Raw genomic sequence first — 12,601 nt, 5'->3', positions numbered from 1 at the left:
CTAACGTGCGAGCATGCGTGACCATCCGTCCCGCCAGTGGGCCGTCGCCGCGGCGCTCATCGCCTCGGTCTGGGCGTTCTTCCTGCTGCCGCCGCAGCAGGCGGCCTGGTCGGTCGACGGGATTCCGCCGTGGCTCGGCACACTCGACTCGCAGCCGGTGTACGACGGCATTCGCATGTGGCTCGCATCGATGGGGGTGTACGACTTCTACCTCGTCTTCGGCGCAGCGGCATCCGCTTCATTCCTGCTGCTGTGGTTCGCAACCGGACCGACCCTCGTGGCGCTCGGCTGGAGCGGCCGCGTGCTCGGTTGGCTGCTCCTCGCAGCCGCCCCGGTCACGCTGGCCTCGTATCTCAATCACCCGGCGGATGCCCCGTTGCACGGCGTGTGGGGCGCCGAGGGCATTGCGCTGCTCGCGATCTGCCTCTGGGCGATGGCCGTCGCGATCGTCGCACCTCGCGATGTGGCGCCGCTCTGGGAGCGTCTCCTGCTCGCAGCGACGCTGCTCATCGTGGTCGGCGCGACGGTTCTGTTGACGTATTGGCCGCACGGCAGTCTCGTCGGGCTCGGCATCGAGGCGGCGGTGCTTGCCGCATGGGCGCCCCGCGCCGACGCGGAGGATCCGAAGGACACCGCACGGCCGAACGCGATGACGAACGCCGCGGACGGCACCTGATCGGTCAGGTGCCGCCCGCGGCGGAATGCGCGGCGTCAGCGGCGCCCGATGGGCCGCTTCAGTGCTACGGCGCCGACCACCATCGCGGCAGCGACGAGAACGACGTCCTTGAGGATGTACTGCGCGGTGAGCGTCGGGCCGGCCGAGGTGAAGAGATCGCCGGTGAAGAACACGAGCGGCGAGAAGATGCCGACGAATGTCGCGGCGAGCGCGAGCAGCCCGATGCGCACGAAGACCCCGGTGACGAACGTCAGCCCGACGAAGACCTCGAGGCAGGCGGTGATGATGAGCGCGGCAGAGCCGTCGATCATGCCGAACGACAGCGCGCTCCAGGTGCGGCCGACGAGCCCTTCGACGGGGCTCGCACCCGGCAGGAACTTCAGTGCGCCGAACACGACGAACACGAGCCCGAGCGCGATCCTGAGGGCCGGCTGGCCGGTGCGGGCGAGGAATCGCTGCACGACGGCCTGCGCCGCGTTGGCCTGGTCGAGCACTGCGTCGAGGCCCGCGGCGGTCGAGACCCGGCCGCCGCCCATCGTTGTGGTGGACATATCGGTTTCCTTACGTGTTCAGTGGGTGGGATTCGGTGGCCGGACAGGGCGACTCGACCATCACATCCGAACCGGGCACTGCGGTCGCCCGGAGCCTCACTGAATCGCGGTCGGGGCAACCACCGAGGCGCCGGTCAGGGCTGCCGCCCGCCACTCCCCCGTTCGAGGGGCGCACGGGATCTGAGACTCATGGTGGGATGAACCATGGCCGAGGTGATGATCGCCGTGATGCCGTTCCACGGGCATGTCGCACCGATGGTCGCCGTCGCCGAGGCGTTTCTCGCCGCGGGTCACGGTGTCCGCGTGTACACGGGGGGCGCGTTCGCCCACCGTTTCACCATGCTCGGCGCTCGTGTGGTGACGTGGGCGCGTGCGCCGGACTTCGACGAGCACGACCTCCCGGCGACGTTTCCCGCGCTCCGCGGCAGAAAGGGGCCGCGACAGATGCTCGCGAACGTCGAGCTGCTCTTCGTGCGCACCGGCGCCGACCAGGCCGCCGACCTCGCGCACGCCTACGCCGAGGAGCCGTGGGACGTCATCGTCGCCGACGGCCTGAGCATCGGGGCGCACCTCGCCTCGGAGCTGACCGCAACGCCGTGGGTGACGGTCAGCATCGTGCCGCTGACCATCCCGAGTCGCGACCTGCCCCCGCCGATACTGGGGCTCCAGCCGGCCAAGGGGATCATCGGGCGGCTGCGCGACCGCGCACTTCGAGGACTGACCGGCGTTGCGTCTCGTGGGATCCAGCGTGCCTACGCCGAGGAACGCACCCGAGCCGGCCTGCCGCCCGACGACCTCGCGTTGGAACACGCCTTCATCTCGCCCGACCTCGTCTGCGCCTCAGGTGTCGCCGAACTCGAGTATTACCCGCGCTCGGATCTCGCGACGCAGGTCGTGTTCGTCGGCGAACTCACCCGGCCGCGTGCGAATGACGCGGCTCTCCCGTCGTGGTGGCCCGACGTCGAGACCTGCGTCGACCCGATCCTGCATGTCACCCAGGGCACGCTGAACGTCGATCCCCACGACCTCATCGAACCGTCTTTCGCCGCCCTCGGTCGGCAGCGGGTGCTGCTCATCGCTTCGACCGGGCGAGCGGATGTCGCGGAGCTGCCGTTCACCGCGCCGCCCAACGCCCGCGTAGCGGGGTTCGTCCCGTACGACTCGCTGTTGCCCCGCCTCGACGTCATGATCACGAACGGCGGCTGGGGCGGTGTACTCGCCGCCCTCGCACAGGGCATCCCGCTCATCGTCGCCGGCGGCGACGTCGACAAGCCCGAGATCGCCGCGCGCGTGGCGTGGGCCGGCGCCGGGGTCAACCTGCGAACGGGTCGCCCGCGTCCGCGTCCGCGTGCCATCCTTCGAGCCTGGCGGCAGCTGCAGACCGACGATTCGTATCGCGCGAACGCCGGGCGACTGGCCGCCGCGCTCGCCGCGCACGACGGTCCCAACGAGGTCGTCGAACACACGATGGCGTTGTTGACCCGCAATTCGAGCAGTTGAGCAGCCGACCGACTACGCCTTCGAGTGCGAGATCGCCGCGAGCAGGCCGTTCACGAATCCGGCGGAATCGTCGGTCGAGAGCACGGTCGCCGCCTCGACGGCCTCGGAGATCGCGACTGGGTCGGGCACGGCCTCGTTGTGGATGATCTCCCACACGCCGATGCGCAGGATCGCACGGTCGACCGCCGGCATGCGTTCGAGGGTCCAGCCGTGCGAGTTCGTCTCGATGAGTTCGTCGATCTCGGCACGGTTGTCGACGATACCGTCGACGATCTCGCGCGCGTAGAGCCACGACGCGGCGCGCTCGGGCTCGCTCGCCGCCTTCTCCGCCTCGACGACGAGCATCTGCTCGACCGGAACCTGGCGCATGTCCGCCGAGTACAGCAGGTCGAGCGCGCGCTTGCGCGCCTTGGTGCGCGCGCTCACTAGTCGTTCACGCGGCCGAGGTAGTCGCCCGTGCGGGTGTCGACCTTGACCTTCGTGCCGGTCTCGAGGAAGAGCGGCACCTGGATCTCGTAGCCCGTCTCGACGGTCGCCGGCTTCGTGCCGCCGGTGGAGCGGTCGCCCTGCAGGCCGGGCTCGGTGTACGTGATCTCGAGCACGACGGAGGCGGGCAGCTCGACGTAGAGCGGGTTGCCGTTGTTCAATGCGACGGTCACCGCCTGGTTCTCGAGCATGAAGTTCGCGGCGTCGCCGACGACGGTACCGGGCACGGTGAGCTGGTCGTAGTCGGTCTGATCCATGAACACGAACGCGTCGCCGTCGCTGTAGAGGTACGTGAAGTCGCGACGGTCGACATTCTCGATCTCGATCTTCGCACCCGCGTTGTAGGTGCGGTCGACGGTCTTGCCCGACACGACGTTCTTCAGCTTGGTGCGCACGAACGCACCGCCCTTGCCGGGCTTGACGTGCTGGAACTCGATGACGCTCCAGAGCTGACCGTCGATGGAGAGGACGACGCCGTTCTTGATGTCAGCGGTGCTTGCCATGCGTGTGTGTTCCGTTCAGTTGCGAAGAGGCTCGGCCGGATTCGGCCACAGAAGTTCGGTCGGTCGAGTTTAGTCGCTCGGTCGGAGCTGCGCCAATGCGAACGGATGCCGCGGAGCCCGCGATGCGCACACGGCTCACGCGTGCCGGAGCACCCAGTCGACGGCCATGCGATACGAGTCGCTGCCGAACCCCGCGATGACGCCGGTGGCGACTCCCGAGATCACGCTCGTGTGACGGAAGGTCTCGCGCGAGTGCGGGTTCGACAGGTGCACCTCGACGAGCGGCACGCCCGCCTGCTTCAGCTGCGCTGCCGCGTCGCGCAGCGCGTAGCTGTAATGGGTGAACGCCGCCGGGTTCAGCACGACCGGGAGCTTCCGGTCGACGGCCTCGTGGATCCAGCCGATGAGCTCGGCCTCGTCGTCGCTCTGCCGCAGGTCGATCTCGACATCGCCCGGTACGGCGCCGGCGAGCGAATCACGGATGTCGGCGAGGCTCTCGCTGCCGTAGACCTCGGGCTCACGGGTGCCGAGCCGGCCGAGGTTCGGGCCGTTGAGCACGAGGATCGTCGTCATGCCAGAAGCCTAGCGCCGCGGTATCCCTCGCCCCGGTCGCTCAGGAGGCGATCTCCTGGTACGCGGCGAACAGCAGCGACTGGTCGGGCGCGAGCATGACGGTCGGCTTCGCGAGGTCGTCGAGCACGATGAAGCGCAACTGGCCGGCCCGTGCCTTCTTGTCGCGCTGCATGGTCGCGAGGAGGGTGTTCCAGCGCCCGCCGGGGTACGACGTCGGCAGGCTGAGCAGGTCGAGCACGCGCTTGTGCCGGTCGGCGACCTCGTCGGGGAGGCGGCCGGAGAGGCGGCCGAGTTCTGCAGCGAACGCCATGCCCACTGCGACCGCCGCACCGTGCCGCCACTGGTACCGCTCGGCGTGCTCGACCGCGTGGCCGAGCGTGTGCCCGTAGTTCAGGATCTCGCGGAGTCCCTGCTCGGTGAAGTCCTCGGAGACGACGTCGGCCTTCATCTGGATCGCGAGTTCGACGACGCGGCGGAACTCGGGTGTCGACGGGTCGGTCGCGGCCTCGGGATCGGCCTCGATGATGTCGAGGATCTCGGGGTAGCGGATGAAGCCCGCCTTGACGATCTCGGCGAAGCCCGCGAGGATCTCGTTCTTCGGCAGGGTGTCGAGCGTGTCGAGGTCGCAGATCACCGCGGCGGGCGCATGGAAGGCGCCGACGAGGTTCTTGCCCTCATTCGTGTTGATGCCGGTCTTGCCGCCGACGGCCGCGTCGACCATGCCGAGCACCGTCGTCGGCACCTGCACGACCTTCACACCGCGCAGCCAGGTCGCGGCGACGAAGCCGGCGAGGTCGGTGATCGCTCCCCCGCCGAAGCCGACGATGGCGTCGGTGCGGGTGAAGTCGGCCTGCCCGAGCACCTGCCAGCAGAATGCAGCGACCTCGACGCGCTTGCCGGCCTCGGCGTCGGGCACCTCGGCGAGCAGCACCTGGTAGCGATCGGAGAGCGCCTCGCGAAGCTCCGCCGCGCGAGCACCGAGCGTCGCCGGGTGCACGATGAGCACCTTGGTCGGCTCGGCGCCGATCGCTGCACCGAGTTCGCCGAGCAGCCCCCGTCCCACGATGACGTCGTAGCCCGATTCGCCGCCGACGCGGATGCTCGTGCGGGTCTCGTCGTGCGTCACGGTGATCCTCCGAAGTGCCCGGTGATGTCGTCGACGATCCGCGCGACCGAGCGACGCGAGGTGTCGATGCTGAAGTCGGCGACCGCCCGGTAGATCGGTCGCCGCGCCTCGAGAAGGGCGGCCCAGCGTTCGAGGCCGCCGTCGGCGAGGAGTGGACGTGTACCGCCGGCGAGCCGCGGCGCCACCGCCGTCGAGGAGACCTTCAGCCACACGACGGGCAGGTCGGCCAGGTCGTCGCGGGTGTCGTCGTGCAGCACTGCGCCTCCGCCGAGCGAGATCACGGCCTCCTCGCGAAGCGCTTCGGCGACGACCTCGCGCTCGACGATGCGAAAGTACTCCTCGCCCTCGCGGTCGAAGATCTCCTCGATCGGTCCGTAGCGTTCGGCGATGCGCAGGTCGGTGTCGACGAATGGAGCGCCGATGGATGCCGCGAGTCGCCCGCCGACCCGTGATTTGCCCGCGCCCATCGGGCCGACGAGCACGATCGGCAGCGGGAGGCGAGGGAGGTCAGGCACGGTCTGCAGCAACATCCGCCCCCGCGCCGGCGGTGCGGAGCGTGTCGGGGATCGACGCGAGGTAGGACTCGAGGTTGCGCCGGGTCTCGTCGACCGAGTCTCCGCCGAACTTCTCGAGCACGGCGTTCGCGAGCGTGAGGGCGACCATCGCCTCGGCGACGACGCCTGCCGCGGGCACCGCGACGACGTCGGAGCGTTGGTGGTGCGCCGCGGCGGCCTCGCCCGTCGCGATGTCGACCGTCGGCAGCGCGTGCGGCACGGTCGCGATGGGTTTCATGCCGGCGCGCACGCGCAGCACCGTGCCGGTCGACATGCCGCCCTCGGTGCCACCGGCACGATCGCTCGCGCGAACGATTCGCTCGCCCTCGACATGCAGTTCGTCGTGAGCGGCGGAGCCGCGGCGCCGGGTCGTCTCGAAGCCGTCGCCGACCTCGACGCCCTTGATCGCCTGAATGCCCATGAGCGCCGCGGCGAGCTGTCCGTCGAGACGCCGGTCCCAGTGCACGTGCGAGCCGAGTCCAGGCGGCACACCGTAGGCGAGCACTTCGACCACGCCGCCGAGCGTGTCGCCCTCCTTGTGCGCGAGGTCGACCTCCTCGACCATCGCGGCCGAGGTCTCGGCGTCGAAGCAGCGCAGCGGATCGGCGTCGAGCAGGTCGACATCGTCGGGCCTCGGCAGCGGCCGGCCGTCGGGCACGCGCACCGGGCCGATCGCGAGTGTGTGGGCGACCAGACGGATGCCGAGCTCGGCGAGGAACGACCGCGCGACCGCCCCGAGTGCGACACGCGCGGCGGTCTCGCGGGCGCTCGCGCGTTCGAGCACGGGGCGCGCCTCGTCGAAGCCGTACTTCTGCATGCCGACGAGGTCGGCGTGCCCAGGGCGAGGGCGGGTCAGCGCGGCGCCGCGCCCGCGACCCAGCTTCGCGGGGTCGATGGGCTCGGGGCTCATGACCTCCTGCCATTTCGGCCACTCGGTGTTGCCGATGCGGAGCGCGACGGGGCTGCCGAGGCTCAGGCCATGGCGCACACCGCCCGAGATCACCAATTCGTCTTGCTCGAACTTCATGCGGGCGCCTCGGCCGTAGCCGAGTTTGCGGCGCGCGAGGTCGGCGCGAATATCGTCGAGCGAAACGGGGATACCGGCGGGAAGACCCTCGAGGATCGCGACGAGCTCAGGCCCGTGCGACTCTCCGGCAGTGAGCCAACGGAGCATGTCCCCATCCTTCCACAGGCTCGGCGCCGCGAATCTCGTATGACGGTGGCGCTGCGCTCAGGAGACGGCGTTCCTCATGACGGCGAGCACCGCTGCCTCGTCGGCGAGCGGTGCGTTCGGGTCGCCGTTCACGAAGATCCGCACCTGCAGCAGAGCCTGGTGCAGCAGCATCCCGAGACCGTGAACGACGGTGCCGCCGCCCGCGAGCCAGTCGGCGGCGAGCCGAGTCGGCCATGGATCGTAGGCGACGTCGAGCAACGCCGCCGAGGCGATCAGCCCGTCGGATGCCGCGACGCCGAGGTCGGTTCCACCGGGCACGGTGCTCACCACGAGGCCGGCACGGTCGATCGTCGCGAGCTCGGCCAAACCCCCCTCGCCGACCTGCACGCCGAGACGCGAACCGAGTTCGACGAGCGGCGCGGCAGCCCCCTGGCGACGCACGAGCACCCGCACATCCGTGGCGCCGAGCTGCGACATCGCGACCAGCGCCGAGGCCGCGGTGGCGCCGCCGCCGAGCAGCACGCCCTGCGTGGCCTCGCCGATGCCCGCCTCGCGGAGGGTTCGCACGATGCCACCGACGTCGGTGTTGTAGCCGCGCCGCTCGCCGCCGTCGAGGAGCACGGTATTGGCCGCCCCCGTGATCGCTGCGACCTCGTCGAGCGCATCGAGCAGCGGCAGCACGTCCTGCTTCAGGGGCATCGTGAGCGAGAGTCCCCGCCACGATGCGTCGAGCGCACCGACGAACTCGCCGAGACGACGCCCGTCCATCTCGACCGCCGAGTAGTCCCAGGCAAGACCGAGTCGCTCGTACGCGGCGCGGTGGAGCGCCGGGCTCTTCGAATGCGCGATCGGCGAGCCGAGCACGGCGAGCCGGCGCCGCTCACTGCCCATATTCGGGATGCTCCTCGAGCCACTGGTAGAACCGTTCGGCGGCTGCCTCGTGCTCTTCGAGCGTCGAGGTGAACACGGTCTCGCCGGTATCGGGATCGACCGTCACGAAGTACAGCCACGGCCCGTCGGCCGGGTTGATGGCCGCCTGGATGGCTTCGGCACCCGGATTGCCGATCGGCCCGGGCGGGAGACCGGGGTGCACGTACGTGTTGTAGGTGTTGCTCGCGTCGGCCCGTTCGGCATCGGTCGTCGTGACGACCGAGTTGTCGCCGAGTCCGTAGTGCACGGTGGAGTCGAACTGCAGCGGCATGCTCTGAGCGAGGCGATTCTGGATGACCCGGGAGATCTTCGTGAAGTCCTGCGGAAGTCCCTCGCGCTCGATGAGCGACGCGATCGTCGCGACACGGTAGCGGTCCTCTGGCGCCACGCCGGCGGCGTCGAAGGCGGCGAGACTCTCGGCGACCATCGCCTGCACAGCCTCCATGGCCGTCGTATCGGGTTCGAACGAATAGGTCGCCGGGAACAGGAACCCTTCGACGCTCGTCGCCTCGGCGGGCAGACCCAGCGCCTGCGGATCCGCGACCGCGGCCTGGAACTCCTCGAGCGGGATCTCGAGCGTGGCGGCAGCGTCGGCGAGGGCCTCGTTCGCCCAGGTGCCTTCCGTGATGAGCACGGTGTTCTCGAGCTTGTTCGCCGGATCCAGCAGCGCGTCGAGCGCGGCTTGAGAGCTCATCTGCTCTGCCAGCCGGTAGGCGCCGGCGTGGAATTCGGGTTCGGGGCTCTGCTCGAGCAGGAGATTGTAGAAGGCGGCGTACGACGCGGTGACTCCCTCTTCCGCGAGGTTGGTCGCGATGTCCGAGCCGTCCTCGCCGTCGTGGATCATGAACATCACCTCGCCGGTGCCGGTGCCCTCGTAGTCCGCGGCGGGAGTGAATCGTTCGATGACGGCACTGATCGGTCCCTGCAGGAAGAAGAACGCCCCGGCGCCGAGCGCAGCGACGATGAGCAGGCCGACGAGGCACCCCCAGCCGCCGCGACGCTTCGGCTTCTCCGGTTCGTGCGGGTCGCCGTTCACGGCCCGGCGCTCGGCGCGCGAGGGCCGCAAAGGCTCGGACTCGTCGGGCTGAGCGGGGTCGGCGACGATCGCCTCGGAGAACGGCAGTCGGGAATCGGTCGTGCCCGCCTCGGCGAAATGGGTTCCGGCTTCGGCCTCGGCCGCCTGACGAGCTTCGGCCGCCCGCAGTTCCCGCCGCGTCATGGGGCGCCCCTCGGCACCGGTCGACCCCGCTTCCGCGGTCGGGGACGGTGCCGCGGCATCCGCTGCTCGAGGTGCTCGAGGTGCTCGCACCGGAGCCGTACCCGAGAGCATCGCGTGCCAATCGGCGGTCGAGCGGTCGGTGTCGTCTCGGTCGGGATGGGGCTGGGTCACAGGGGGGATGGCCCTTCGTGGTTCTCGATCGTGCGGCCGGGAGGGCGGTTGAAGTCCCGCTCGGCGTCGATGGCGTGTTGCAAAATGATAACGGCTGCAACCTGATCAATGATTGGACGTTGCTTGCGCGTCGACTTCCCGGTCGCACGAAGCGCCTGCTGGGCGCTCACGGTCGAGAGTCGTTCATCGACGAGTCGCACCGGGACTCCCGAGCTCGCCAGCCGCTCAGCGAACACGATCGCGTCGTCGGTCGACGCCGTCGACGCGCCCGAGAGCGAGAGCGGGTTGCCGACGACGATCTCGATCACCTCGTACTCGCGTGCGATCGCGAGAATGCGCGCCACGTCGGCATCGCCGTCGGTCGCGCGAGCCACCGTCTCCACCGGGGTTGCCAGCAGCCCGCCGGCATCGCAGCGCGCGACACCGATGCGGGCGCGCCCGACGTCGACGCCGAGCCTCGCCCCGGTGCGCACTCGCCTACTCGCGGAGCGCCGAGCGCACCGCGTCGAGTGCGGCCGGCATCGCCGCGAGGTCGTTGCCGCCGCCCTGCGCGAGGTCGGGCTTCCCGCCGCCTCCGCCGCCGAGCACTCCGGCCATCGTCTTCGCGAGCGCGCCCGCGTTCGCACCGGCGTCGCGGGCAGCGGGTGAGGTCGCGACGATCGCGACCGGCTTACCGCCGACCTCGGCCGTCAGCGCAACGACGGATGCGGCGTCGCCGAGCTGCGATCGCACGGAGAGCGCGAGCGCGCGCAGCTCGTCGCCGGTGCCGAGCGAGCCGACCGACTCCGCGACGAGCAGTGCGCCGCCCGAGCGCACTGCCTTCGCAGCGAGGGCCGGTACGCGGTCGTTCAGCGCGCGGGCCTCGAACTGCTGGATGCGCTTCTCGGCCGACTTCAGGCTGGCGACGAGTTCGCCGACGCGGCTCACGAGCTGGTCGGGCCGGGTCTTCAGGGAAGTGGTCAGCTCGGAGACGAGCGCACGTTCCGAGGCGAAGCGGCGGAAGGCGTCGAGCCCGACGAGCGACTCCACGCGACGATTCGACGCACCGACGGACGACTCCCCCACGATGTTGATCATGCCGACCTCGGCGCTCGTCGACACGTGCGTGCCGGCGCAGAGTTCACGTGACCAGGGCCCGCCGATGTCGACGACGCGCACGACGTCGCCGTACTTCTCGCCGAAGAGCGCCATGGCGCCGAGCGACCTCGCCTCATCGAGCGGCATCTCGCGCGTGACGACCTCGAGGTTGTCGCGAATGGCCAGGTTCGAGATCTCCTCGATCTCGCTGCGGGTCTCGGCCGAGAGCGCCGAGTTCCAGCCGTAGTCGAGGCGCAGGTAGCCGGCCTTGTTGAACGAGCCCGACTGATGGGCGTTCGGGCCGAGCACCTGGCGCAGCGCCGCGTGCACGAGGTGGGTGCCCGAGTGCGCCTGGGTGGCACCGCGCCGGTATTGCTCGTCGACGAGCGTGGTCGCGGGGACGCCGACGCCGACCTCGCCCGTCGTCACCTTCACGGTGTGGCTGATGAGGCCCTTGATCGGCTTCTGCACGTCGAGCACCTCGAGTTCGAAGCCGTCGCCGACGATGCGACCCCGGTCGGGCGCCTGACCACCGGACTCCGCATAGAGCGAGGTCTCAGCGAGGATGACCTCGGCCGTCTGCCCCGCGGTCGCGAACGGCACGGGTCGCCCGTCGACGAGGAGGCCGAGCACCGTCGACCCGGTGCTCAACTCGGTGTAGCCGGTGAAGATCGTCTCGCCCTTGGCACGGAACTCCGCGTAGACCGAGAGATCGGCGAGCACCCGCTTCTTCGACTTCGCGTCGGCCTTCGCGCGCGAACGCTGCTCGGTCATGAGTGAGTCGAACGCGGTGCGGTCGACGGTGAGGCCCGCTTCGTCGGCCATCTCGAGCGTGAGCTCGATCGGGAAGCCGTAGGTGTCGTGCAGCAGGAACGCGGTGTCGCCCGCGAGTTCGCCGCGCCCCGATTCCTTCGTCTTCGAGACCTCGAGGTCGAGAATCGAGGTGCCCGCGGTCAGCGTACGGAGGAAGGTCTCCTCCTCACCGAGGGCGAGCTTCTCGATGTGCGCGTAGTCGTTCGCGACCTCGGGGTAGGCGGCCTTCATCGCGTCGCGCGAGGCGGCGAAGAGCTCTCGGAAGGTCGGGCCCTCGACGCCGAGCAGGCGCATGGCGCGGATGCTGCGGCGCAGGAGCCTGCGCAGGATGTATCCGCGCCCCTCGTTCGACGGGCTCACCCCGTCGCTCATCAGCATGAGGGCGGAGCGCACGTGGTCGGCGATGACGCGCATGCGCACGTCGTCGTCGTGGTTCGCGCCGTAGGTGCGGCCCGAGATCTCGGCCGCGCGGTCGAGCACCGGGCGCACCTGGTCGATCTCGTACATGTTGTCGACACCCTGCTTGAGGAAGGCCACGCGTTCGAGGCCCATGCCGGTGTCGATGTTCTTCTTCGGCAGCTCTTTCACGATGCGGAAGTCGGTTTTCGACTTCACGTCGTCGATGAGGTACTGCATGAACACGAGGTTCCAGATCTCGACGTACCGATCGTCATCGGTCGCCGGGCCGCCGTCGGCGCCGTACGCAGGCCCGCGGTCGAAGAAGATCTCGGAGCAGGGGCCCGCAGGGCCCGGCTGGCCCGTGTGCCAGTAGTTCGGGCCTATGCCGAGTCGCTGGATGCGCTCTTCAGGAAGGCCGGCGATCTTCTTCCAGAGCTCGATCGCCTCGTCGTCGTCTTCATAGACGGTCACCCAGAGGTCCTTCGGATCGAAGCCGTAACCGCCGTCGGCCTCGGGCGTGGTGAGCAGCTGCCACGCCATCTCGATGGCGCCCTCTTTGAAGTAGTCGCCGAACGAGAAGTTGCCGCTCATCTGGAAGAAGGTGCCGTGTCGCGGCGTCTTGCCGACCTCTTCGATGTCGTTCGTGCGGATGCACTTCTGCACGCTCGTCGCGCGTGGGTACGGCGCGGGTACGAGACCCGTCAGGTACGGCACGAACGGCACCATGCCGGCGACCGTGAAGAGCAGGGTGGGGTCGTCGGAGACGAGTGAGGCCGACGGGACGACGGTGTGGCCGCGCTCGGCGAAGAAGTCCAGCCAACGCTGGCGGATGTCGGCAGTCTGCATGGT

Annotated in this window: 13 protein-coding genes; 2 read left to right on the top strand and 11 right to left on the bottom strand. The window is 69.7% G+C overall.

Annotated features, from left to right (window positions below):
* The first annotated feature begins 13 nt into the window (after positions 1 to 13).
* Positions 14 to 676 carry a hypothetical protein gene (locus FHG54_RS09290; protein ID WP_139417019.1) on the top strand — a complete coding sequence of 221 codons (663 nt, stop codon included), beginning with the start codon at positions 14 to 16 and terminating at the stop codon, positions 674 to 676.
* Positions 677 to 711: 35 nt separating this feature from the next.
* Here FHG54_RS09290 and FHG54_RS09285 read toward each other — a convergent pair whose 3' ends face one another.
* The gene (locus FHG54_RS09285) at positions 712 to 1,227 is read right to left on the bottom strand and encodes a DoxX family membrane protein (RefSeq protein ID WP_139417018.1); all 516 of its coding nucleotides are present in this window, start codon (positions 1,225 to 1,227) and stop codon (positions 712 to 714) included.
* A 204-nt stretch (positions 1,228 to 1,431) separates the two neighbouring features.
* Here FHG54_RS09285 and FHG54_RS09280 point away from each other — a divergent pair, with 204 nt between their 5' ends.
* Entirely contained in the window at positions 1,432 to 2,727 is a 1,296-nt protein-coding gene (locus tag FHG54_RS09280) for a glycosyltransferase (protein ID WP_139417017.1), read from the top strand.
* A 12-nt stretch (positions 2,728 to 2,739) separates the two neighbouring features.
* On the opposite strand, the gene nusB is transcribed toward FHG54_RS09280, so the two are convergent.
* The 10 genes from nusB to alaS all read right to left on the bottom strand — a co-directional run bounded on the left by nusB (position 2,740) and on the right by alaS (position 12,598).
* The gene (gene nusB / locus FHG54_RS09275) at positions 2,740 to 3,153 is read right to left on the bottom strand and encodes a transcription antitermination factor NusB (RefSeq protein ID WP_139417016.1); all 414 of its coding nucleotides are present in this window, start codon (positions 3,151 to 3,153) and stop codon (positions 2,740 to 2,742) included.
* On the bottom strand, positions 3,153 to 3,716 hold the full coding sequence (gene efp, locus FHG54_RS09270; protein WP_139417015.1) for an elongation factor P: 564 nt from the start codon (positions 3,714 to 3,716) through the stop codon (positions 3,153 to 3,155). The genes nusB and efp overlap by 1 nt, the downstream gene beginning before the upstream one ends.
* 135 nt (positions 3,717 to 3,851) lie before the next feature.
* Positions 3,852 to 4,289 (bottom strand): type II 3-dehydroquinate dehydratase, encoded by a 438-nt coding sequence (locus tag FHG54_RS09265; RefSeq protein WP_139417014.1) that lies wholly within the window; start codon positions 4,287 to 4,289, stop codon positions 3,852 to 3,854.
* Positions 4,290 to 4,329: 40 nt separating this feature from the next.
* Positions 4,330 to 5,415, bottom strand: coding sequence for a 3-dehydroquinate synthase (gene aroB / locus FHG54_RS09260; RefSeq protein ID WP_139417013.1), 1,086 nt, complete (start codon positions 5,413 to 5,415; stop codon positions 4,330 to 4,332).
* Positions 5,412 to 5,930, bottom strand: a complete 519-nt coding sequence (locus tag FHG54_RS09255) for a shikimate kinase (RefSeq protein ID WP_233437738.1) — start codon at positions 5,928 to 5,930, stop codon at positions 5,412 to 5,414. Before FHG54_RS09255 ends, aroB begins: the two co-directional genes overlap by 4 nt.
* Entirely contained in the window at positions 5,923 to 7,143 is a 1,221-nt protein-coding gene (aroC, locus tag FHG54_RS09250; protein WP_139417012.1) for a chorismate synthase, read from the bottom strand. Before aroC ends, FHG54_RS09255 begins: the two co-directional genes overlap by 8 nt.
* Positions 7,144 to 7,200: 57 nt before the next feature.
* The gene (locus FHG54_RS09245; RefSeq protein ID WP_139417011.1) at positions 7,201 to 8,034 is read right to left on the bottom strand and encodes a shikimate dehydrogenase; all 834 of its coding nucleotides are present in this window, start codon (positions 8,032 to 8,034) and stop codon (positions 7,201 to 7,203) included.
* The gene (gene mltG, locus FHG54_RS09240; protein ID WP_139417010.1) at positions 8,024 to 9,292 is read right to left on the bottom strand and encodes an endolytic transglycosylase MltG; all 1,269 of its coding nucleotides are present in this window, start codon (positions 9,290 to 9,292) and stop codon (positions 8,024 to 8,026) included. The genes FHG54_RS09245 and mltG overlap by 11 nt, the downstream gene beginning before the upstream one ends.
* A gap of 167 nt (positions 9,293 to 9,459) precedes the next feature.
* Positions 9,460 to 9,936 (bottom strand): Holliday junction resolvase RuvX, encoded by a 477-nt coding sequence (gene ruvX / locus FHG54_RS09235; RefSeq protein ID WP_139417009.1) that lies wholly within the window; start codon positions 9,934 to 9,936, stop codon positions 9,460 to 9,462.
* 4 nt (positions 9,937 to 9,940) lie between these two features.
* Positions 9,941 to 12,598: an alanine--tRNA ligase gene (gene alaS / locus FHG54_RS09230; protein WP_139417008.1), complete on the bottom strand. Its 2,658-nt coding sequence runs from the start codon at positions 12,596 to 12,598 to the stop codon at positions 9,941 to 9,943.
* Positions 12,599 to 12,601 lie beyond the last annotated feature (3 nt).

This window comes from Agromyces laixinhei (assembly GCF_006337065.1).
GTDB lineage: Bacteria > Actinomycetota > Actinomycetes > Actinomycetales > Microbacteriaceae > Agromyces > Agromyces laixinhei.
Note: the sequence above shows the minus strand (reverse complement) of the source record. Positions and strands in the feature narration are given on the sequence as shown.